30 protein-coding genes are annotated in these 18,976 nt (G+C 55.7%); 10 read left to right on the forward strand and 20 right to left on the reverse strand.

Annotated elements, in window-relative coordinates:
* The 12 genes from O0S09_RS09190 to mobB form a co-directional block, all read right to left on the reverse strand.
* The coding region (locus O0S09_RS09190) for an EhaM family protein (protein ID WP_268923679.1) at positions 1-316 on the reverse strand (316 nt) is incomplete at its 3' end.
* A complete protein-coding gene (locus O0S09_RS09195) occupies positions 307-567 on the reverse strand; it encodes a hypothetical protein (protein ID WP_268923680.1) in 261 nt (86 codons plus the stop codon). The genes O0S09_RS09195 and O0S09_RS09190, both read right to left, overlap by 10 nt.
* Positions 564-1,439, reverse strand: a complete 876-nt coding sequence (locus tag O0S09_RS09200; protein ID WP_268923681.1) for a respiratory chain complex I subunit 1 family protein — start codon at positions 1,437-1,439, stop codon at positions 564-566. Before O0S09_RS09200 ends, O0S09_RS09195 begins: the two co-directional genes overlap by 4 nt.
* A 1-nt stretch (position 1,440) precedes the next feature.
* On the reverse strand, positions 1,441-1,632 hold the full coding sequence (locus tag O0S09_RS09205) for a hypothetical protein (RefSeq protein WP_268923682.1): 192 nt from the start codon (positions 1,630-1,632) through the stop codon (positions 1,441-1,443).
* Between the two features lie 3 nt (positions 1,633-1,635).
* Positions 1,636-2,289 carry a hypothetical protein gene (locus O0S09_RS09210; RefSeq protein ID WP_268923683.1) on the reverse strand — a complete coding sequence of 218 codons (654 nt, stop codon included), beginning with the start codon at positions 2,287-2,289 and terminating at the stop codon, positions 1,636-1,638.
* Positions 2,289-2,906 (reverse strand): EhaG family protein, encoded by a 618-nt coding sequence (locus O0S09_RS09215; protein WP_268923684.1) that lies wholly within the window; start codon positions 2,904-2,906, stop codon positions 2,289-2,291. The genes O0S09_RS09210 and O0S09_RS09215 overlap by 1 nt, the downstream gene beginning before the upstream one ends.
* Positions 2,903-3,361 (reverse strand): EhaF family protein, encoded by a 459-nt coding sequence (locus O0S09_RS09220; protein ID WP_268923685.1) that lies wholly within the window; start codon positions 3,359-3,361, stop codon positions 2,903-2,905. Before O0S09_RS09220 ends, O0S09_RS09215 begins: the two co-directional genes overlap by 4 nt.
* Positions 3,358-3,597 (reverse strand): EhaE family protein, encoded by a 240-nt coding sequence (locus O0S09_RS09225; protein WP_268923686.1) that lies wholly within the window; start codon positions 3,595-3,597, stop codon positions 3,358-3,360. Before O0S09_RS09225 ends, O0S09_RS09220 begins: the two co-directional genes overlap by 4 nt.
* Positions 3,594-3,833: an EhaD family protein gene (locus O0S09_RS09230; RefSeq protein ID WP_268923687.1), complete on the reverse strand. Its 240-nt coding sequence runs from the start codon at positions 3,831-3,833 to the stop codon at positions 3,594-3,596. Before O0S09_RS09230 ends, O0S09_RS09225 begins: the two co-directional genes overlap by 4 nt.
* The gene (locus O0S09_RS09235; RefSeq protein WP_268923689.1) at positions 3,830-4,129 is read right to left on the reverse strand and encodes a DUF2109 domain-containing protein; all 300 of its coding nucleotides are present in this window, start codon (positions 4,127-4,129) and stop codon (positions 3,830-3,832) included. The genes O0S09_RS09230 and O0S09_RS09235 overlap by 4 nt, the downstream gene beginning before the upstream one ends.
* A complete protein-coding gene (ehaB, locus tag O0S09_RS09240; protein ID WP_268923690.1) occupies positions 4,129-4,614 on the reverse strand; it encodes a [NiFe]-hydrogenase-3-type subunit EhaB in 486 nt (161 codons plus the stop codon). Before ehaB ends, O0S09_RS09235 begins: the two co-directional genes overlap by 1 nt.
* Before the next feature lie 232 nt (positions 4,615-4,846).
* Entirely contained in the window at positions 4,847-5,278 is a 432-nt protein-coding gene (mobB, locus tag O0S09_RS09245) for a molybdopterin-guanine dinucleotide biosynthesis protein B (RefSeq protein WP_268923691.1), read from the reverse strand.
* A gap of 109 nt (positions 5,279-5,387) precedes the next feature.
* Here mobB and O0S09_RS09250 point away from each other — a divergent pair, with 109 nt between their 5' ends.
* Together O0S09_RS09250 and O0S09_RS09255 are read left to right on the forward strand one after the other, a co-directional pair.
* Positions 5,388-7,109, forward strand: a complete 1,722-nt coding sequence (locus O0S09_RS09250) for a formylmethanofuran dehydrogenase subunit B (protein WP_268923692.1) — start codon at positions 5,388-5,390, stop codon at positions 7,107-7,109.
* Positions 7,106-7,804 carry a hypothetical protein gene (locus O0S09_RS09255; protein ID WP_268923693.1) on the forward strand — a complete coding sequence of 233 codons (699 nt, stop codon included), beginning with the start codon at positions 7,106-7,108 and terminating at the stop codon, positions 7,802-7,804. The genes O0S09_RS09250 and O0S09_RS09255 overlap by 4 nt, the downstream gene beginning before the upstream one ends.
* Positions 7,805-8,006: 202 nt before the next feature.
* Here O0S09_RS09255 and O0S09_RS09260 read toward each other — a convergent pair whose 3' ends face one another.
* Complete coding sequence (locus O0S09_RS09260) at positions 8,007-8,348, reverse strand: hypothetical protein (protein WP_268923694.1); 342 nt, start codon at positions 8,346-8,348, stop codon at positions 8,007-8,009.
* Positions 8,345-9,052 (reverse strand): Nif3-like dinuclear metal center hexameric protein, encoded by a 708-nt coding sequence (locus O0S09_RS09265; RefSeq protein ID WP_268923695.1) that lies wholly within the window; start codon positions 9,050-9,052, stop codon positions 8,345-8,347. Before O0S09_RS09265 ends, O0S09_RS09260 begins: the two co-directional genes overlap by 4 nt.
* 70 nt (positions 9,053-9,122) lie before the next feature.
* Between O0S09_RS09265 and O0S09_RS09270 the strand changes: the two genes are divergently transcribed.
* From O0S09_RS09270 to O0S09_RS09280, 3 genes are read left to right on the forward strand one after another with little or no spacing between them, the layout of a single operon-like run.
* Positions 9,123-10,631 carry a homocysteine biosynthesis protein gene (locus tag O0S09_RS09270; protein ID WP_268923696.1) on the forward strand — a complete coding sequence of 503 codons (1,509 nt, stop codon included), beginning with the start codon at positions 9,123-9,125 and terminating at the stop codon, positions 10,629-10,631.
* On the forward strand, positions 10,628-11,014 hold the full coding sequence (locus tag O0S09_RS09275; RefSeq protein WP_268923697.1) for a 4Fe-4S binding protein: 387 nt from the start codon (positions 10,628-10,630) through the stop codon (positions 11,012-11,014). Before O0S09_RS09270 ends, O0S09_RS09275 begins: the two co-directional genes overlap by 4 nt.
* The gene (locus O0S09_RS09280; protein ID WP_268923698.1) at positions 11,011-11,721 is read left to right on the forward strand and encodes a UPF0280 family protein; all 711 of its coding nucleotides are present in this window, start codon (positions 11,011-11,013) and stop codon (positions 11,719-11,721) included. The genes O0S09_RS09275 and O0S09_RS09280 overlap by 4 nt, the downstream gene beginning before the upstream one ends.
* A gap of 2 nt (positions 11,722-11,723) precedes the next feature.
* Here O0S09_RS09280 and O0S09_RS09285 read toward each other — a convergent pair whose 3' ends face one another.
* Together O0S09_RS09285 and O0S09_RS09290 are read right to left on the reverse strand one after the other, a co-directional pair.
* Positions 11,724-12,137 (reverse strand): hypothetical protein, encoded by a 414-nt coding sequence (locus O0S09_RS09285; RefSeq protein ID WP_268923699.1) that lies wholly within the window; start codon positions 12,135-12,137, stop codon positions 11,724-11,726.
* 73 nt (positions 12,138-12,210) lie between these two features.
* Positions 12,211-12,963 (reverse strand): GCIP family protein, encoded by a 753-nt coding sequence (locus O0S09_RS09290; protein WP_268923700.1) that lies wholly within the window; start codon positions 12,961-12,963, stop codon positions 12,211-12,213.
* Positions 12,964-13,066: 103 nt separating this feature from the next.
* Between O0S09_RS09290 and O0S09_RS09295 the strand changes: the two genes are divergently transcribed.
* The 5 genes from O0S09_RS09295 to O0S09_RS09315 are packed head-to-tail and all read left to right on the forward strand — an operon-like array spanning position 13,067 to position 16,001.
* The gene (locus O0S09_RS09295; protein WP_268923701.1) at positions 13,067-13,387 is read left to right on the forward strand and encodes a hypothetical protein; all 321 of its coding nucleotides are present in this window, start codon (positions 13,067-13,069) and stop codon (positions 13,385-13,387) included.
* The gene (locus O0S09_RS09300) at positions 13,381-13,935 is read left to right on the forward strand and encodes a tRNA (cytidine(56)-2'-O)-methyltransferase (protein ID WP_268923702.1); all 555 of its coding nucleotides are present in this window, start codon (positions 13,381-13,383) and stop codon (positions 13,933-13,935) included. The genes O0S09_RS09295 and O0S09_RS09300 overlap by 7 nt, the downstream gene beginning before the upstream one ends.
* Entirely contained in the window at positions 13,932-15,008 is a 1,077-nt protein-coding gene (locus tag O0S09_RS09305; RefSeq protein ID WP_268923703.1) for an ATP-grasp domain-containing protein, read from the forward strand. The genes O0S09_RS09300 and O0S09_RS09305 overlap by 4 nt, the downstream gene beginning before the upstream one ends.
* Positions 15,005-15,526 carry a transcription factor gene (locus tag O0S09_RS09310; RefSeq protein ID WP_268923704.1) on the forward strand — a complete coding sequence of 174 codons (522 nt, stop codon included), beginning with the start codon at positions 15,005-15,007 and terminating at the stop codon, positions 15,524-15,526. The genes O0S09_RS09305 and O0S09_RS09310 overlap by 4 nt, the downstream gene beginning before the upstream one ends.
* The gene (locus tag O0S09_RS09315) at positions 15,519-16,001 is read left to right on the forward strand and encodes an HDIG domain-containing metalloprotein (protein ID WP_268923705.1); all 483 of its coding nucleotides are present in this window, start codon (positions 15,519-15,521) and stop codon (positions 15,999-16,001) included. Before O0S09_RS09310 ends, O0S09_RS09315 begins: the two co-directional genes overlap by 8 nt.
* 10 nt (positions 16,002-16,011) lie before the next feature.
* Here O0S09_RS09315 and O0S09_RS09320 read toward each other — a convergent pair whose 3' ends face one another.
* From O0S09_RS09320 to O0S09_RS09335, 4 genes are all read right to left on the reverse strand, one after another.
* On the reverse strand, positions 16,012-16,572 hold the full coding sequence (locus tag O0S09_RS09320; protein WP_268923706.1) for a DUF447 domain-containing protein: 561 nt from the start codon (positions 16,570-16,572) through the stop codon (positions 16,012-16,014).
* Positions 16,560-17,390, reverse strand: coding sequence for a triphosphoribosyl-dephospho-CoA synthase (locus tag O0S09_RS09325; RefSeq protein ID WP_268923707.1), 831 nt, complete (start codon positions 17,388-17,390; stop codon positions 16,560-16,562). The genes O0S09_RS09320 and O0S09_RS09325 overlap by 13 nt, the downstream gene beginning before the upstream one ends.
* Positions 17,371-18,486, reverse strand: coding sequence for a methanogenesis marker 9 domain-containing protein (locus O0S09_RS09330; RefSeq protein WP_268923708.1), 1,116 nt, complete (start codon positions 18,484-18,486; stop codon positions 17,371-17,373). The genes O0S09_RS09325 and O0S09_RS09330 overlap by 20 nt, the downstream gene beginning before the upstream one ends.
* Before the next feature lie 31 nt (positions 18,487-18,517).
* Positions 18,518-18,976: Holliday junction resolvase (locus O0S09_RS09335; protein ID WP_268923709.1), on the reverse strand; the 459-nt coding region annotated here is incomplete at its 5' end.

The following is an 18,976-nucleotide window of genomic DNA, read 5'->3' on the forward strand; positions in this document are numbered from 1 at the left end:
GGGGGGGGCGGCGGGGGGGGGGGGTGGGCCCCCCCCCCCCCGCTGCCGCACTCAGCAGGCCGGTTGCCGCAGTCAGATGCGGGAGGGAAAGGGCATCAGCAATGCGGTCACTCGCGGCTGCCTCGTCCGCCGCCTCAAGCCGGGGACCGAGGTTTTCCAGAATCATCATGTCGCAGCCGTTGATGAGGATTTTCCGCATCTGCTGACGACTGATGCCGAGCCGTGCGGCAAGGGCAATCACTGCCCGATCCTGCCGTGTTCCTTTGAGGATGGCGAGTTTCATCGGCTGAAGGTTTCGTTCGTAGATCAGATCCATGGTATCACCCCAAACCAGCAGAGCACTCCGTAGAGCACAAACAGCAGTATCATTACCCAGACGAGTACCATCTCGCCGGTATGCACGGCGTGCTCACGGGAGGAGAGAAAGACACTCGCCAGAATGCCGAGCAGAACGGCACCAATGACCGCTCCTGCAAGAACCGCAGGGTGGCTGATGACCTCAAGGACCATCAGGAGAATGTAGAAGGCAACGCCTGCGACAACGGCTTTTTCGATCAGGTTGTTCATAGAATTATCCCTCCTGCATGCAGAACAAACCAGACAGCCGCCGCATAAAGAACGACAATCACGGTCCAGATGGTCTGTATCGTCACCACCTGATAGGGGGTGAGCATCGGCGTTGCTGCACAGATGAACGAGACGGAGACCATAAGAACGATCATAAGAACGATCATCAGCCACCACGGTACCGCCCCGATAAAGAGCAGGACGAATGCCGAGAGCAGGACAACGGTCTTGAGACCCATGGCGATGTTTAACAGTGCCCGCCAGCCGCCGAAGTGTTCGGTCCAGTAGCCGGAGACAAGTTCCTTGGCCTCAATCACCGAGAACGGGCCGTAGTGCGCTTTGGAGAGGATGATCAGGTACAGCGATACCGCTGCCGGGAAGGCAACGAGGATCGTCGGCGTGTGCGTCTCGATCTGGAGTGCTGCAATTTCACCGATGGAAAGCGTGCCCCAGAACAGGTACACGATAGCAACCGTTGCCAGCAGCGGCAGTTCTGCTGCTGCTGACATGACGGACCGGATTGCACCGAACTTTGTATAGGGGGAACCGGATGAAAGACCGGTTCCGTGTTCGATGATTTTGTGGAGCATATACAGGGCAAACAGGATCAGCAGGCTTGCCCCTGTCCAGACGACCCAGAGCGCTGCAACCCAGATACCAACCGCAATCAGAACGATTGCAACATACATCACCTGACTTGCCGTCCGGGGAATCCAGGTCTGTTTGAAGGAGAACTTCAGGGTGTGGAGGATCTCCTGCCAGACCGGCGGCCCCGGTCTTGACTGGATGCGTGCGATTACTTTGCGGTGCAGGCCGTGCAGGAGGAGTCCGGAGAAGACCGCGGTGATGAGAAGAAGCAGGAACGCAATCATGTCAGTACCCCACAAACGGAATGTCTCCGTCCTTTGTTCCTGCACACCACCAGTAGATGAGGGAAGCAAGAGCAGCCGGGGCGGAGATGACAACAACCGCGATCAGAACGGGAATCTCTGCTACGAACAGCGCCGCACCAACGGCAATTACCGCAAACAGGATTCCAAGAGCCAATGCTGTAGATTTTTTCATGATTCACACCGTCAGGAGAATTTCGACCGCCCGCAGGAACAGCAGGAGGGAGCTTACATGGATCATCAGAATGTAGGGAGCACCCGGTGCTCTGGTGATCTCGGCTTTACCAATGTAGAACGGTGCCATTCCTTCTCCAAGAACACCGACAAGGAGGAGGAGTCTGGCAACGAGCGGGGCTGCACCGGTACCTGCAAGTTCCCCGATGGAGAGCGTGCCGCAGGTTGCGGCAATAATTGCAGCCCCTGCGAAGAGGGGAACGGTTGCCATCATGACGACCAGCCCGTAGGAGAAGGCGGCGTCCAGCACATGTTTGTTTTTCACAGCTGCAACGATACCGATGTTGAGGATACCGATGAAGGCGGCAAACAGAGTGAAGTTGAAGACATCACCGGTGGTGATTGCGCCAATCGTGGCAATCCCGCAGGCAATTGCCATGAACCGCTGGAACTTCATCAGGTCAACCGGGATCTCTTTGGTGTAGTAGCCGTCGGTACCGAACACGATGTCGACGGGTTTTTCCGGCAGACTGATGACGGCAAGGATGACGAACATCGCAGCAAACGCGAACAGGACCACGGTGTAGCCGGAGAGATAGTGAACGATGTCACCGAAGGGCAGCGTGACGAGCAGCGGTTCAAATATCTGCTCAAACATTATTCAGCCCCCCGCATGGTCCCAACCAGGGACATTTTTGCCATGACTTTGAGCATGATACCAACCGCAGCAAGCATGACGGCAAGGAACCACTGGGACGGAACGATCATGAAGATGAGGAATGCAATAACCCAGAGTGCCCATGCGTAGCCGGCGGCATTTTCGATTTTTGCAAACGGAACGTCCACATTTTTGCCGAGGAAATAGACCAGCAGACCAAGTGCTGCAATCAGACCGCCGGAGAATCCGGTGAGAAAGATACCATAGGCGGCAAGCATGATACCGATGATCGGCGGTGCGGTCTTCATGACCTCAATGTCGAGTTTTTTCGCCGCGTGTTTCTGCTGGAGATTTTCCTTGGCGAGCCAGAGTTCAGAGACCGCCATGATCTCGGCGACACCGACGACGAGGCCCGGTAGGATGAGGGCTTCGGCCAGATCGGTGGCGATGAGTGCGATGACGACGAGTCCGGTGATCTCGATGAGGTCGATGATGATCATTTTATGGATGTCGTCTTTTTCGCGCAGGATTGCGGAGAATGCGATGATGATGGCGATGAAGGCGACTGCAATGCCTGCGGTGTAGAGTACTGGCATTTCAAGCGGTAGTTCAATCATTGCTTTGACCTCCGGTACAGGAATGAGGCTACGGCGAAGGCTGCGAAGAAGATGCTGGCTTCAACGATGGTATCAAGACCCCGCGTGTAGTAGAGGATTTCGTCGAGGATTCCGCCGGGATGCCCCACGATGGTGGTTCCAAGGTACAGAGTGGTGTTTGCAAGGAACCAGCTTGCAGGCGTTAAGTAGGCGGTGACGTAACCGATGGCAGGCGAGTTTGCCGGATACTGGGCAATGATGTGCGCAGGTTCGGTGAAGGGGATACCGCCCCGGTCATAGGGGTTTAAGGGACTGTCCGGGTTGAGGGATTTCGGATAGAGCTGGTCGTCATGGTAGGTGAGGAGGGGGACAGTACACAGGCCGATGACGGCGATGATGCAGATGACTGCGGCATAGACTTTGGGCAGGTTATCGGTTTCTGCGAGGTAGTCTGCGATCCGCTGTATTCTGGTCATGGTGCCTCCTTCTTCTCGATGAGCCGCACGAAGATGAGCGTTGTTACGATGTTGACAGCGATGAAGGTGACGAGGGCGAGCATCTCGTCGAATGCGAGCATGATAAAGACGAGACCAAACTCGGCAACCTCCATGTTGATGAGCCTCGTCAGGTAGGTCGTATCACGCGGGTAGGCGGTTGCGGCAACACCTGCGAGGAGGAGGACGCAGCCGATGATAAATTCAATGCCGATCATTGCAGTCCCTCCGGTTTTTTGCGGCACAGCAGAAGGATGAAGAGCGTTCCAATCGGCATCATGAGGGAGACGACGATGGCGACGTCAAGGTAGCCGCGGCTGACCATGAAGATGACGGCACCTGAAACAAGAATGCCAAGCGTGATCAGTTTGTCGAAGGGGTTTTTGATCACGACTGTTGCGATGCCGCCGATGAGGGCAAGGAGTACGGCAAGGACGGCGAAGAGTTCGGTCATGGTTCATCCTCCGGGGTTGGTTTTGTGAGTGTAACTTCGTCAGAGGGGGGGAGGCACGGCGTAAGACGTGCGAGTGCTGATGCAATTGCGTTTGCTTCGAGGGTTGCACCGACGAAGTAGGCGATTGCGGCAGCGAGGGTCAGCGGATGCGGGAGGATGAGGGCAATGACACCTGCAACGGCGAAGTTCATGACGTTGACGAAGGGAAGTTTTCGCAGGGTGTTCTTTTCCAGAACAGCACGGAGTGCGGCATAGACGGCGATGACGGCACATACTGCACCAACGAGTTCAAGCATCAGATCTTCCTCCAGATACTGCCAAGAATTCTGCTTGCATGGCGTGCGGAGATTCCCTGCACGAGCAGGATGGCAATGACCATGCCGGCGATGAAGGCTTCGGGCGGGAAGCCTGCAAAGGTGCTGAGTGCCCAGATGACGGCGGTTGCGGCAAGTGCACCGCTGGTTCCGGCCCAGCCTTTGTCGGCACAGATGCGTGCGCCGATGAAGACGAGGACTGCGGCGGCGATTCCTCCGGGAATGCCGCATATCCAGTAGCCGCAGGCGGCAAGGAGTGTTCCTGCGGAGGCGTCAGGCGAACAGATGATGTTGCCAAGCATCCAGCCGCCGTTTTTGTTTCCGCCAGCCGCAACAATTTCACGACTGACGGCATCAGCGCCGGAAACTCCCCCCTCTTTCGGGAGTTCCCAGAATAGATCCAGTGCTATAAAGAGTATGAGGGAGATTACCGCGGCGGCGGCGATGTATGCGAGTTCAGGGATCATGCTCTTCTCTATCCAAAAAAAACCTGCTCGTCCTGCGGGCGGATTTTTCGTAAATGATTAGCTATTAACCTCTGTTTCATTAATAAATTACGGATCGGTACTTGGTTGTGATCCCACGAAATACTTCGGGGGATAGGTTTACCTTGGATCTCCGCAGTGTACCCCGGAGAACGGACGGCTTTCTCATCCTGCCCGACCGCCGTTCACTATTTCCCGGAAAAATCACCGTGAATTATTCCCGGACTCGCCGCGGCACATACACCTCAAACAAATCCCGCATCGCAAACACCATCTCCGCATCTGCATCCCGCACAACCACATGATCCGCCGCAAGATCTCCCAGAACCACACATGAAAACCCTTCCTCCTTAAATCCCTCGACCACTGCATAATCATACCCTTTCCAGGCATAAAAATCCAGAATCTCATACACATTCGTCGTACGGAGACTCATCACGGTCTTTTCCGCATCAATGCCTGCCGTCGCAACCGACCCTCCTGAGAAATGCACCGTCGTATCCTTCCCCGCGGGCAGCTCCCAGATATGATGCCCCATATGTTTAATCGTTGCAACCGTACCGACTGCAGCCAGAAGCGGTACAAGCTTTGTGATCATAGTCGTCTTCCCCGAGTTTGAATGGCCGATAATGTTGATGATCCGCATACCCATACTATTGCACCCTAAGATCACTTTATTAATTTGCACCCGGATACATACTGAATAACGAACAGGCCTCCCGAACCATCCCGGGCGGTCGGGGATAAGGACACTCATGAAACTGCTGATGAGCAGCGGACGAACCCCGGAACAGGGCGCCCAGCTGTACTACAAAGACACCAAAGACTACTCCCGCGAAACCTCCTACTGTTTCCTCAACCCGATGGACATGATGGAAATAGGCGTCGAAGAAGACGAACACGTCCTCATCGAAAGTACCGCCGGAAAAACCGTCTTTAATGTTCGCGAATCACCCGAAACCCCTGAGGGAGTAGTATTCATCCCCTGTGGTCCGCATGCCAACTTCATCCTCCACGAACATACCCACTCCACCGGCGCGCCCGACTTCAAAGGCGTACCGGTCGAAGTCAGCGCAACCGATCTCCCCCTAAAATCCGCATGGGACCTCATGGAAGAACTCGGCGGTCTCAGATACACAATACCCGCAGGAACCACCCTTCCGAATACCGAACCCGGAGAAAAAATCATCAAAAACCATGCCTGCCCCCTCTGCGGCTGCCTCTGCGACGACATTGAACTCCACATCAAAGACGGCGTCATCACCGATGTCGTAAACGGCTGTCTGCTCTCCTCCGGCAAATTCCGCTCACCAGGCCGGATGGTCACTCCCATCCGCCGCGACGGAAACGAATGGAAGGAAACCGACTTCGACACCGCCGTCAGAATGGCTGCCGAAATGTTTGCGTCCGCAAAGCGGCCGCTCTTCTACGGCTGGTCCGGCACCTCCACCGAAGCCATGCACATCGGCCTTGAAATCGCAGAAGAGATCGGTGCCGTCATGGACAACTGCTCCTCCGAGTGTCACGGTCCCACCATCATGGCTGTTCAGGAAGTCGGTCATCCCGGCTGCACCCTCGGTCAGGTCAAAAACCGTGCCGATGTCATCGTCTACTGGGGCTGCAACCCCATCGCTGCCCATCCGCGCCACCTCTCCCGCTACTCCACCTACTCAACCGGCGCATTCCGCCCCGAAGGACGCGCCGACCGGACCGTCATCGTCGTGGACATCCGTGAATCCGAAACCGCCAAACTTGCCGACATCTTCATTCAGGTAAAACCCGGCGGAGACTACGCCCTCTTCAACGCACTGCGCGCAATCGTCCGGGGCGAACGTGACGTCATTCCCGACACCGTCGCAGGTGTGGAGCGCAGCGTCCTCTTCAAAACCGCCGATATCCTGCTCAACGCAAAGTTCGGTTCCTTCTTCACCGGCATCGGCCTCACCCAGTCGCGGGGGAAATACAAAAACGTCCGCGCAGGCATCGAACTTGTTGACGAACTCAACCGACATACCAAATACACCCTTACCCCGCTTCGCGGTCACTGGAACGTGGACGGTACCAACCAGATGTTCTCACTCGCCGCAGGTTATCCCTATGCAGTGGACTATTCAAGGGGCATCGTCCACTACAACCCCGGCGAAACCAGCGGCGTTGACATCCTCGCCAAGCACGAAGCAGACGCCGTCCTCATCATCGGAACCGATCTCGGTGCACATTTCCCCCGCGAAACGGTTGCACATCTCGCACGTATCAACACCGTCGTTCTCGATCCGTTCATCTCACTCTCCACCGCCGTTGCAAAACTCCATATCCCGGTGGCATCCGTCGGTATCGACGCTGAAGGCACCGCCTACCGACTGGACGGTGTACCGATTCATGTCAAAAAAGCCTTCACCTCCGGCATGCCCTCCGATGAGGTGATTCTCACCCGCATCCTAAACGAAATCCGGAAGATCAAAGCGGAGCGGAAATGATCCGGAAACACACCGCGCGATTCACAATTCTGCTCTTCTGCGCAATCCTCCTTGCTGTTCCGGCAGCCGCAGCCGATACCGAGTTTGCGGCAAACTACACACCAGCAGGACCCGTTGTCACCGGTCAGGAACTGACCGTGTCGCAGAACATCTTTGTCGGAGAGCGGTTCTGGAGCGGTTACACCCTTGAGTTCGACACCGATCTCACCGATCCGGTCTGGCACGTTGCCCTTGTCGTACAGAACCGGACAACACAGACCTGGGAGCTTCCGTATGCGCACGCAACGATCAGCGGATTTACCATCTCAACCGCCGAACGCGACACCTGGCTGGTAACAAATCTTACCGGTACCCCATCACCATATGACGAGGGCAAAGAGATCACGCTCTGGCAGCTGAAAGTGAAGATGGAAAACGACGCAACCAAAGAGACGTTCATTTCAAAACCGGTAAAAGTCGAACCGGCGCCGGTACCAACCGCCGGCCCGCTGCCGAGCACAGCCCAAACAACTGCGCCGCAGACTACCGGAACACCCCTTCCTGCCCCAACAACTGCTGCAACTCCCGCAGTCACGCTGCCGACAGCGACCGCAACGGTTCCTGCAACACCGCCCGCAACACCGCAGAGTTCCTTCGGAGGATGTGTGTCCGGTCTTGCAGTCGGCCTCGGCCTCCTGCTGCTCTGGCGCAGATGATCATTTTTTAACTCTCTTATCTCCAGTTTTTTAAAGAAGACACACTACGGTACCTCTCAAACGTGACAACAGCCATGTGCCGGCCCGGAAACATTCCTCTTAAAAATGGTTTTTTATTGAATCGTCTACTGCTACGTTGCGGGCGGGCCGGATTAGACACAACATCACGGATGTTCACCGCCCGCTTCACGGGATCCCCGGACTACGACCCCTCATACTCCGGTTCGTCCTCGTCCACGCCATCCTTATAATACCAGAGATCGTACGTCTCGTACTCCCCGAGCTCCTGCGCAATCCTCACGGCAAGTGTGTGCCAGCAGGATTTTCCATACAACCGCGCCTCACAGCTGCAGAAATCCCCTTCCACATAATACTCTCCCGAGTTGCCGACCACCACAAAATAATCCCGGTACTTCTTCACGCGGCGGTCACGGACCGCATCAACCGCATCGCTGCCGCGTTTCCCGTAGGCATGTACAAATGCCTGCCGCACCGCCTCGTTCAGAGACTGTTCCGTTTTCAGAACCTGCCAGGGATGAATCATGGAATAAGGGATGTCTCAGGAATATCCTCGATAAATATCCAGCCTTCCCGCTGTGCCAGTGCCCGCATACCGGGCGCTTCAAGCGCGTAGTGGGTCGCCTCGATACAGGGAATCGGCGACTCGCGGGCGATGTTGTACTTCAGTTCGGAGGCAAGATACGCTTCTGCACCAAGCTCTGCTGCTTCTTCGATCAGTTCCCAGTCAAAGGCCGAACCGCCCGCAACCGCAAGCCGGGTCACCTCGCTCACATCACCCCAGACACGAAGACCGCAGCCGAGAATCTCCGCAATCTCCGGAAACGATTTTGTCATCGTGCCGACGATCTCAAGCGATCCCTTCACGCGGTCGGTCAGGCCGAGCACATCCGCAAGTGCGTCATTGATGCCGCCGTCCGCATGGTCGAAGTTCGTGTGCATTGCATACAGATTGATATTCTGTGCAAGAAGCGGCCGGGCGATATCCGCGTTCCTGCCGCAGATACCGTGCATCGGTGCCCAGAACGCCGGATGGTGTACCACCAGCGCATCAACTCCGAGTTCTGCTGCCATCTCCGCAACATGGGGTGTTGCATCCAGAGCGCAGGCAACCGTCTCAATATTTGCCGTCCCTTCCAGAATCAGACCGATACGACCGCAGTCAAACTCCTCTGCAAGGGCCGGCGGAGCGATGGTCTCAAGTTTTTGGATGAACTCACCGAGGTACATTAGGTAGATATTGGCTCTGCAGGATTAATAAGTCACTTTATATACATGGAACGGGGAGATATTAGACAATATGTACAAATCCATCGACGATATTAACGAACGTATCCGCGATGGAAGTGTGCGGGTTGTAACAGCCGAAGAGATGCCGGACATCGTTGACGAACTTGGCGTGTCCGGAGCACTCCGGGAAGTGGATGTTGTCACAACCGGCACCTTCGGCGCGATGTGTTCATCAGGGGCATTCCTCAACTTTGGACATCCGGAGATTCCCATTCGGATGGAGAAGATGTGGCTCAACAATGTTGAGGCATACGCAGGGGTTGCGGCGGTTGACTGCTATCTCGGGGCAACACAGGAGTCAACAACCCGCGGAACCGATTACGGCGGGGCTCATGTGATTGAAGATCTGATCGCAGGACGGTCGGTTGAGCTGCATGCCCGTGCCAAAGGCACGGACTGCTACCCCCGCCAGTCCATCACCAACGAGTTCACCTTATCCGATCTTAATCAGGCGATCATGGTCAACCCGCGGAACTCCTACCAGTGCTATAACGCGGCAACGAACATGGGAGACCATCCGGTGAAAACCTATATGGGGTATCTCCTGCCCGGCCACCGCAACATCACCTACTCGGGAGCGGGAGCTCTTTCGCCTCTGCCAAACGATCCGACCTTTTCGGTGATCGGATCCGGAACGCCGATCTTTTTGGGCGGTGCAAACGGGACCGTCGTCGGGGAAGGAACCCAGCACTCCCCCGGCGCGGGATTCGGTACGCTGATGACCACCGGCGACATGAAGGAAATGTCAACCGACTACATCCGCGCAGCAACGATGACCGGATACGGGGTAACGATGTATGTGGGTGTGGGCGTCCCGATCCCGCTGTTAACCGAAGAGATCGTAAAGCACACCGCGGTACGGGATGAGGATCTCAAAACCAGCATCGTGGACTACGGCACACCGGTCCGTGACCGGCCGGTGGTGCGCGAGGTAACGTATGCGGAGCTGAAGAGCGGGTCGGTTGAGATCGACGGCGAGGAGATCAGAACATCGCCCCTGTCCAGCTACAAGAAGGCACGCGAGATTGCAGGCGAGCTGAAGGGAAGAATTGAAGCGGGAACGTTTACAATGGCGCTTGCAACCCGCCCGATCAATGCAACGAAGAGGAACAGACCGATGGCCGAACACGGGGTTGTCCGCCGCGTGAGTGAGATGATGGTCGGAACCTTTGTGACCATCACCGGCGAAGAAAGCGTCAAGGAGGCGGCAAACCGTCTGCTGAAAGGAAACACGAACCACCTGCCGGTGATCGATGCCGAGAACCGGCTGATCGGTATTGTGACGACGTTTGATATCTCCAAAGCGTTCGCCCGCGATGAGGAGGATCAAAAAGTGTCGGAGATTATGACCCGCAGCGTGATTACGGCACTGCCGGACGAGCCGGTGGATCTTGCCGCACGCAGACTGCAGCAGAACAACATCGGAGCACTCGTGGTTATTGACACGGCAAAGAAGGTGCTCGGCATGCTGAACTCCTATGATCTCGGCGATCTGGTAGGAGAGAGGTGGCACAAATGAAACTGATGGTAACCTTTGACAGCGACGGAGTGCAGGAAGCAAACATTGCGAATGCCATTCTTGCTTCCGGGGTTCCGGTGAATGTGGAACGTGCGCAGATCGACGGTGATGACGGCTGGACACTGCTGGATGTGAAGGATGAGGATGCGGAGAAGTTCATCGAGGCACTGAAGCATCCGGGTGTTACGGTAAAAATTCAGCGGGATGCGGTTTCCCACAACCGGACGGAGTGTGTTGACTGCGGTCTGTGCATCAGCATCTGCCAGAAAAAGGTGTTTTCCTTTGATGACTCCTGGCAGCTGCAGGTGAACTCGGAGCGCTGTGTTCTGTGCGGGCGGTGTGTGATGTACTGTCCGCAGCGTGCGTTAAGTCTGCAGAAATGATTCGTGAACATTTCGAGTTTCGCGAGACGATTACAACGATCCTCGCCGAGGATCCCGCCCATATTGCGGCGGCAAAGGCGGGGATGCTTGCAGGCCGGGCGGACCTTGAGTCCTATATCCGTGCCGATCCTTTTTTTGGAACCTCCTACTCACCGGTGCTGGTGGAATCCGACGCACCGCTGATTGTGCAGCGGATGGCGGCAGCCGCCGCCGAGGCGGATGTAGGGCCGATGGCTGCGGTTGCGGCGGCGGTGGCGTGGGCAGGAGTAGAGAGTATGGCTGCGGAGGGTGCCGCGTTTGGTCTGATTGACAACGGCGGTGATATCGTGTTTACCGCAGCCGACCGGCCGGTGCGTGCAGGTCTGTATGCGGGCACAGCCCCGGTATCCGGGAAATATGCATTTGTCCTGCCCCCTGCCCCCGGTATCCGGGCGGTGTGCACCTCGTCTGCGACGGTCGGGCCGTCGGTTTCCTTCGGGGTTGCGGACGCGGTGGTGGTGTTTTCCCGCGACCCGGCAAAAGCGGATGCCTGGGCAACGGGACTGTGCAATGAACTCCGGCCAACGGACGAAGGGATCATACTGCCGGACGGAACGGCGGTTGACGCGGTGTATGCGGTTATCGGGGACTGGACTGCGGCATGGGGAGAAGTACCCGAGATGGTTCCTGCTGCCGTCCGCTATGATATGATTACGAAAGGAGAGTAGGATTATGCCGAGCAGTGCTCGCGGGCAAAGGCTGCGGCACGGTCGTATGCCCCCTCTCCGGTAAAGGCTGCGAGGATCTTTTCCCCGTCCCAGACCCCGATGAAAAACAGTTTTCTGGATGGATCAAATCCCATTATCAGCTCCGCAAGTTCAACCGGCAGTATTTTGATGCCGTGCAGAAGCTGCGAGGACGGTTCGAGCAGGAGAATATCGTACACATCAAGGTCGGGGACTTCGTTAAAGGCATACATGTAGGCCTGCGCTGCATTCATCAGATCGGAGGTGCAGAGCTGAACTGCAACATCCGGATCGAGTTCATGCAGCAGCCGGGCAAGTTCTGCATCATCGTCTTCGCAGGCATCGTAGAGGGAGTCGGCCAGAGACGTCAGCTCTGCATAGTCAGAGAGCCCGGCCATACTCCTCCCTTTGGCACACACCAGTCATCACAATCATTTGCTGTGTAGTATTCGTCTCTCTCAGATGAATAATCTATGCCGGCCGTCCCTGTTTTCGGACAAATGTATGATCCTTCAGGAGTTTTTCATACTTCCGCAGCAGATCCCTGTCGTCCATGGAAAGGTTTCCTCCTGAGTCAATGGCCTGTTTGAGCAGGTCATCGTTATTGTCCAGAACCGCAAGAAAGAGGTCGATGCTGGGATCCTCCACCCCTTTTTTCTCTTTGAGGTAACGGAGCGCGTCCCTGACGTAGTCATCATTGTAGGTGATCCGGTCTTTTACTGCAGTAACAGCGGTCTTCGACAGCCGTTCCACACTGTCTCCGGAGATTTCAGGAAGCATGGTATAGATGTTGTTTTTCAGGCTCAGCAGTTCGTCATGGTACTGTCTGCTGATTCTGCTGAGTTCTTTTTCAGCGTTATGGGCAGCAAAGCCAATGGTGATACCGTCCTGTCGGTTGAGAATGATCAAAAGCTCCACATGCAGTACGGTTTTGTCACCGTTCCGATTAATCAGATATTCTATCGCAAGCCATGTGGGACTTAAGAGGAAGTCACTGATGATCTGTTTTTCCGCGTCGAATCCGAGATTTTTCATGTCGTTGCGGTACGACGATTTGGTAATGATGGATTTGAGGACGGTATCAAGTTTTACTAGATCTTCTTTGGTGTCCTCGCGTGTGCGGTGTTCAAACTCCTGTAGTTTTTTGTTTTGGGTGAATCCGTAGATACTGGAGATGATGCTGACTACAAGGGAGGTGAATGCAACAACAACGGTGAGTTCCATATGTATGACAGTTGCATTTGGCAGTGATAAGGGGGTTGTTTGTGACAAAATGCAGGATGCAACCATGCAACCTTAATCTCTTCTGCGTTCAAATTGTTACCTCATGAAGGATGAGGGGACGACCCGCACCGGGGAATGGAGCGGTCACCAAAAGGACTGCGACACTGACTGGGCACTCTACCACATGTTGACCGATGAAAAGCCGGTGATGATTGCAGAGCTGGCGGAGCGGTCGGGATGGAGTCGGGACGTTGTGGAGGCGTCCCTGTCCCGGCTTGAAAACAACTGCCTGATTGCAGTTATGGGCGAGTCGGTCAGTCTCCTGAGTTTATCGGACATGCTGATGCTGAATGAGATGATGCATGCCCCTGATATGCCGGTCTATATTGAAAACGGAGTTATCAAGGCGAAGAAACAATGCTGAAACCAGAATCCTATATCCTACGAATCGGCCACCGGCCGGAACGCGACCAGCGGGTAACGACGCACGTCGGACTGAGTTCCCGGGCGCTCGGGGCGAGCGGCATGTATCTTGCCGCTGATGATCAGAAAGTTGCCGACAGTATTGCAGATGTTGCGCACCGGTTCGGCGGTACCTACTTCTGCGAGAACAATGTGAAGTGGAAAAGCTGCATCAATACGTTCAAGAGAAACGGCGGGAAGGTTGTGCATCTGACTATGTACGGCCTGCGGCTACAGGATGTAATTCCCAAAATCCGGACCGAGGAAAAAATTCTGGTCGTGGTGGGTGCTGAAAAAGTGCCGGGAGATATGTACGAGCTTGCCGACTACAATGTAGCGGTTGCCAATCAGCCGCACTCGGAGATTTCGGCTCTTGCACTGTTTCTGGATCACCTGTACGAAGGTGCGGAACTGGAGCTGACATTTCCGGATGCAGAACTGGAAGTACTGCCGACCGCGATTGGCAAGACAACCGTCAAGCACGATGAACACCACGGTGACGAAGCGTGAGTCCGTCGGTACTGGTTGCCGGATACACAACCCGTCACGTGGCAAAGTCTGCGGCGCGGGCCGGATATGAGGTGTATGCGGTGGATCACTTCTGTGATCAGGATCTGCTCTGGTGTACAAAGGATGTGATAGCGTTTGACGAGCTGGACGAACTGCCGTTTGCTCTTGAGGAGATGCTTGCCCGGCATCAGATCGACTGCGTGGTGACAACGTCGGGTGCGGAACTTCTGGACGTGCCAAACCGGCTGGGTACCGCCCCGGAGGTTGCAGCACGGTTCATGGACAAGGGAAAAACCCAGGAGTTTTTTGAGTATCTCGGTGTTCCGGTGCCACGGAGACTTTCCGATGGTGAGTATCCGGCAATGATGAAGACGCTGTCGGGTGCGGGCGGCTGGCGGAATGCGGTCGTCCGAAATGATGCAGAGCGCGCATGCTGGGAGGAGTTTGCGGATCACGAGCCGTTTCTGATGCAGGAGGTGATTGCAGGTGTTCCGGCAAGTGTGTCCTGTGTCGGAACCGGGACTTCCGCAAAAGCAGTTGCGGCGAACGAACAGATTCTTCGCGGCGGGGACAGCTGCGCCTATGCGTTTTCGGGATCGGTTACACCCTGTATCCATCCGATGGCCGGGCGGATGATGGAAACTGCCGAGAAAATTGTTGCGGCAAGTGGATGTGTGGGATCGGTCGGAGTCGATTTTGTCCTGACGGAGACGGAAGCCTACGCAATTGAGGTGAATCCGCGGTTTCAGGGGACGGTGGAGACGGTGGAAACCGCGACCGGGGTAAACCTGTTCCGGCTGCATGCGGATGCGTGCCGCGGGATACTACCGGATGTGGTACCGGAACCGGAACAGTTCTGTGTGCGGAAAATTCTTGCGGCACCGGAGCCGCTGGTGATGCGTGCTGATATGCAAGACCTTGCAGGAACCATCACCGACATTCCGCATCCGGGAACGGTGTTTGAGGAAGGAGAGGTGATGTTTTCGGTTCTCGGGTGCGGACCGTCGCGGGAGGAGGCGTTTGTATCTCTGGATAAACATATTACCGGCGCCGTCCAACGTATAAAGACATGACGGCGATCACTGAGGAACAGCTGAAAAATCCGGCAATATTCCAGTATCTTCTAAAACTCGTGGGTGAGGAGGGAATTGAACTTCTCCGCCGCTGCCCGAACGAGGAGCTGAGCGATGAGGATATTGCGGCAAAGACGGAGATCAACTTAAACTCCGTGCGCCATACGCTGTATAATCTCTATGAACACCGGCTGGCGGAGTACCGCCGGATTAAGAATAATGAGACGGGCTGGCTGACGTATCTGTGGGTGATGCGGATGGACAATCTGAATCTTGTTCTGCGTGCAGAGATGGAGACGGTGGTGGGAAAACTGTCGGCACGTCTGCGATATGACGAGGCGAACGACTTCTATCAGTGCAAGAACTGCGGTCTGATGACGACGTTTAATAATGCGTGTACCACCAACTTTGCCTGCGAACAGTGCGGTGAGATGCTGGTGCATTTCGATGATGAACTGCTGGTATCGGCACTGAAGACCCGCGTTGAAAAGATGCGCGAGGATCTTTCGGATGCCTGAGAATCAGTACTCTTCAATTCTTTTTTCCGTCGGATGCGACTCCGGCGTGGTCCGGCACTGTGAGGTTGTTGCATCCGTTGCCGCGCGGTTTTCCGGTGATTCGGTGGATAATGCCCTGGTCTGTGCGGGGTCGATGATGCATGATATCGGACGGTCCGTAACCCATGATATCTCCCATGCGCAGGAAGGGGCACGCATATGCCGTGCACGGGGCGAGCGTGAAGCACTGACGCAGATTGTGCTCCGGCATACGGGTGCGGGACTGGACGCGGATGAGTGCACGCTTCTCGGACTGCTGCCTCGGGACTGCGTGCCGCAGACACTTGAGGAGAAGATTGTGGCGCATGCGGACAATCTGGTGAAGGGGTCGAAGGTGATCTCCATTGAGGAGCGGATGATGCGGATTGCGGATCTGTCGGCCCGATCAAAAAAGAAAATATGGCGGCTCGCGATGGAAGTTGAGCTGCTGGGGTGATGCCGGGCGTTTACAGCCCGCAGATCTCGCGCAGAAGTATTTCCGCCTCACGTTCGCGGGGACCGCCGCATTTGGCAACGATTCCCAGATGATACTCAATGAGATTGCGGAGGTGATCGTCTTTGGTGTACACGTACCGTGTTGCGTGTACGGTTGCGTCGATGACGCTGTTGAAGCCCCGGTTGATCGGGTGCGGTTCCTCACGAACATACTCGGAAGCCACCGGCAGGAGGTCGATGTAGCAGGTTTTATCTGTTTCATGCAGAACGGTTGTCCGGAACGCCATCCATGCATCTGCTGAGACCAGACGCTGCATCATAATGCCGCCGACAAAGACGTCCGCCAGATCGTCAGGTGCCACGTCCGAAAATGCATACTGCGGATAGAGGTAACAGTCCGAAACAAAGTTCGCAGTGACCCAGCCGTACTCAAGGATGTTTGCAACCGTTTTGGATCCTTTGAAAAGGACCATCCTCGGAGACATGCCCGGCTTTACGATGATACCCATCGGAGCGGCATTGTCCTGGGTGACCGCGATTACTTCGGTGATTCCTTCGCTTAACAGTCCCATTTCCATCCCTCCAGAAGCGCAGTAAATATTCCTGCAATGCAGATGTCGGCAAGGGAACCGGGATTGATGCCTGCATTGATGCATTCTTCGTCAAATGCGGCAAGATCCCGTCTGCCGCATTTGACGTCGCGGGCTTTGTGCATCACCTGTTCTGCGGTTGCGTCATCAAACTTTTTTGCAATAAAGGTGTCCGGATACTCTGCCATCAGCGTAAGAAACATTGCAGGGATTGCGTGTACTCCGGTGTTCTGTTCGAGCAGCAGGTCTGCTGCCCAGCGCGTCAGGGCAAAGCCGTTTGTCCATTCACGGGCGACCATGTCGTGCGGGGCGGAGTACTCCATCACGTTGTACATGGTTATCTGTTCATCTCTCAGGCGCTGCACTGAGGCCGGGTCGTTGACGTCCATGGGGTCCTTGGTTCTGACCCGCACCTGGGTCAGTCCGAATGCTTCGTAGAAGAGAACCGCATCGGTCACGGTTGTTTTTTGCACCAGCTCCGCAGCACCGGCAATACCCCGGCCTGCAAGTAACGGAAGGAGAAGGAGAAATGCGCCGAAGTGGGTGTTGCCGCCGTTGTGCATGTTGGTGCGTGCGACCGCATCGCGCACTGCTTCCCCGATGGAAAGACACCCGTCTTCAACAGCGGAAAAAACCGGTTTTGCCAGTACTGCCGAAGCGAGAAAATGATCGAGCCGGGTGTCTGCGTAATCGTGGCACCGGTCAATGTTGCCCGGTTTTCCCCGGGCGGTTACCTCAAGGAGCATGGCAAACTGCGCAAGCTCTGCAGGGGAGGCGGGTTTAACAGTCGGCAGGGACATCGGCAAAAATCCTCTCCATGATTCCTTCCGAAAGCTCCCGCTTCATTGCCATGTATTCATTCTTTGGGAGCGGCAGGGATTTGAGCGTCATGTCGCGGAACATACAGGGGGTTGAGGTTTTGCAGCACCAGGCGAGGCTGCCGAAGCAGGTGTGGCTGCCTTTTGCAATCTCGGTCCCTTGCGTTAACTCCTGTTTGAGTGCAAGGTACTCCTGACGGCTCATGCCGATTGTGTCCAGTGTCGGTAACAGCGGGCACTGTTTGACCGGCATACAGCAGAAAGTAAGCGAGCGCAGGTCACCGCCGCGGCAGAGCTGCTTCGGCGCGTTGTACCAGCCGTTTTCTTCGGCGGTTGCACGGATATAGCGGTCAAGAAGCTGGAGGGTTGCAACGTTTGCCGAGCGGGCGAGGGAGACCATGTCGGCACCGTGCGAGAACATATCCATCATCTTGTCGGGTGCGTTGATGCTGTTGTTTGCAATAAGAGTTAAGGGACAGCTGTTTCTGATCTGCCGGATACGGGTATAGCCGGTGTCCATCAGGTCGATGTGCAGGATGTCGGCTCCGGCAGCCCAGAGTTTTCGTGCAAGGAGCCGGTCATCAGTTACGCCTGCGCGGGTTTTGACGGAGACACAGACGCCTTCGGCGTGCAGGGCGCGGACGATGTCACAGAGAGCATCGGTGTTGTGCAGCAGATATTCGCCGCAGTGTGCGTCGATCATCGGCTGCTGGCGGCAGTGTGCATCGATTTCGTAGATGACGCCGCTGCCGAACTCGCGGGCTGCGGCAACATATGCCTCGGGGGTGGATCCGCGAAGGTTCAGGCCGATGACGACATCGGTTCCTTCCAGCATGGCAAGTTCGGTTGCAATTCCGTCAAGGCCGTCGGAAAATTCGGTACGGCCTGCTTCGATCATTTTCCGGGCGGCTTCCTGTGTGGCGGCATCCAGAGAGAATCCTCCGATGAAGGCAGCTCCCACATGGGCTGCGCGTTCAAGGACATACTCTGCATTGGTAATTCCCGCCATGGATGCGAGTACTACCGGTGTTTTCACCGGTTTTCCGTTTATGGATAAAAATCTGTTCGACCCTCGCATAGATTCTATACCTATTCGTCCTCTCTGGTATTTAGTCTGACGGAGGAAGGGAGAGGGTGTCAAGGTGGTAGCCGTAGGAGGTGCGTTCCAGCGGGATGCATTTGCGGAATTCGTCTATCGGGATGCTTGCCTGCGAACCGAAGAAGGCGAGGACCATTTCCCACGGCATGAGGTAGGCTTCGTTTTTCTGACCGCCCCGGAACTCCACGGCAAGGAATCCGCGTCTGCCGGTGTATTTGAGAAAGCCGGAGATGTTGTCGATCTGGTGTACGTTGTCTTTGTCCTTGTGGAAGTTGCTCGTAAAGAAGAGACGTTTTCCTTTGACGGATTTGCATTCAATGGCAAGATAAAAGGAGGGGTCAAGCGAGTCAACGATGATGTCCACATACTGGGTGTTGAAGTGCGCCTGCTTGAGACGGCAGGCGAAGCCTTTCATCCGGTGTTCGGTGAAGTACCGGTTGATGCAGATGACCATTGCACGTTCAAACTC

This window comes from Methanocorpusculum vombati (genome assembly GCF_026891935.1).
In the GTDB taxonomy this organism is placed as follows: Archaea; Halobacteriota; Methanomicrobia; order Methanomicrobiales; family Methanocorpusculaceae; genus Methanocorpusculum; species Methanocorpusculum vombati.

Coding starts and splice junctions, on each gene's coding strand:
- O0S09_RS09195 (WP_268923680.1), bottom strand. CDS start 567: ATGAACAACCTGATCGAAAAAGCCGTTGTCGCAGGCGTTGCCTTCTAC.
- O0S09_RS09200 (WP_268923681.1), bottom strand. CDS start 1,439: ATGATTGCGTTCCTGCTTCTTCTCATCACCGCGGTCTTCTCCGGACTC.
- O0S09_RS09205 (WP_268923682.1), bottom strand. CDS start 1,632: ATGAAAAAATCTACAGCATTGGCTCTTGGAATCCTGTTTGCGGTAATT.
- O0S09_RS09210 (WP_268923683.1), bottom strand. CDS start 2,289: ATGTTTGAGCAGATATTTGAACCGCTGCTCGTCACGCTGCCCTTCGGT.
- O0S09_RS09215 (WP_268923684.1), bottom strand. CDS start 2,906: ATGATTGAACTACCGCTTGAAATGCCAGTACTCTACACCGCAGGCATT.
- O0S09_RS09220 (WP_268923685.1), bottom strand. CDS start 3,361: ATGACCAGAATACAGCGGATCGCAGACTACCTCGCAGAAACCGATAAC.
- O0S09_RS09225 (WP_268923686.1), bottom strand. CDS start 3,597: ATGATCGGCATTGAATTTATCATCGGCTGCGTCCTCCTCCTCGCAGGT.
- O0S09_RS09230 (WP_268923687.1), bottom strand. CDS start 3,833: ATGACCGAACTCTTCGCCGTCCTTGCCGTACTCCTTGCCCTCATCGGC.
- O0S09_RS09235 (WP_268923689.1), bottom strand. CDS start 4,129: ATGCTTGAACTCGTTGGTGCAGTATGTGCCGTCATCGCCGTCTATGCC.
- ehaB (WP_268923690.1), bottom strand. CDS start 4,614: ATGATCCCTGAACTCGCATACATCGCCGCCGCCGCGGTAATCTCCCTC.
- mobB (WP_268923691.1), bottom strand. CDS start 5,278: ATGCGGATCATCAACATTATCGGCCATTCAAACTCGGGGAAGACGACT.
- O0S09_RS09250 (WP_268923692.1), top strand. CDS start 5,388: ATGAAACTGCTGATGAGCAGCGGACGAACCCCGGAACAGGGCGCCCAG.
- O0S09_RS09255 (WP_268923693.1), top strand. CDS start 7,106: ATGATCCGGAAACACACCGCGCGATTCACAATTCTGCTCTTCTGCGCA.
- O0S09_RS09260 (WP_268923694.1), bottom strand. CDS start 8,348: ATGATTCATCCCTGGCAGGTTCTGAAAACGGAACAGTCTCTGAACGAG.
- O0S09_RS09265 (WP_268923695.1), bottom strand. CDS start 9,052: ATGTACCTCGGTGAGTTCATCCAAAAACTTGAGACCATCGCTCCGCCG.
- O0S09_RS09270 (WP_268923696.1), top strand. CDS start 9,123: ATGTACAAATCCATCGACGATATTAACGAACGTATCCGCGATGGAAGT.
- O0S09_RS09275 (WP_268923697.1), top strand. CDS start 10,628: ATGAAACTGATGGTAACCTTTGACAGCGACGGAGTGCAGGAAGCAAAC.
- O0S09_RS09280 (WP_268923698.1), top strand. CDS start 11,011: ATGATTCGTGAACATTTCGAGTTTCGCGAGACGATTACAACGATCCTC.
- O0S09_RS09285 (WP_268923699.1), bottom strand. CDS start 12,137: ATGGCCGGGCTCTCTGACTATGCAGAGCTGACGTCTCTGGCCGACTCC.
- O0S09_RS09290 (WP_268923700.1), bottom strand. CDS start 12,963: ATGGAACTCACCGTTGTTGTTGCATTCACCTCCCTTGTAGTCAGCATC.
- O0S09_RS09295 (WP_268923701.1), top strand. CDS start 13,067: ATGAAGGATGAGGGGACGACCCGCACCGGGGAATGGAGCGGTCACCAA.
- O0S09_RS09300 (WP_268923702.1), top strand. CDS start 13,381: ATGCTGAAACCAGAATCCTATATCCTACGAATCGGCCACCGGCCGGAA.
- O0S09_RS09310 (WP_268923704.1), top strand. CDS start 15,005: ATGACGGCGATCACTGAGGAACAGCTGAAAAATCCGGCAATATTCCAG.
- O0S09_RS09315 (WP_268923705.1), top strand. CDS start 15,519: ATGCCTGAGAATCAGTACTCTTCAATTCTTTTTTCCGTCGGATGCGAC.
- O0S09_RS09320 (WP_268923706.1), bottom strand. CDS start 16,572: ATGGGACTGTTAAGCGAAGGAATCACCGAAGTAATCGCGGTCACCCAG.
- O0S09_RS09325 (WP_268923707.1), bottom strand. CDS start 17,390: ATGTCCCTGCCGACTGTTAAACCCGCCTCCCCTGCAGAGCTTGCGCAG.
- O0S09_RS09330 (WP_268923708.1), bottom strand. CDS start 18,486: ATGCGAGGGTCGAACAGATTTTTATCCATAAACGGAAAACCGGTGAAA.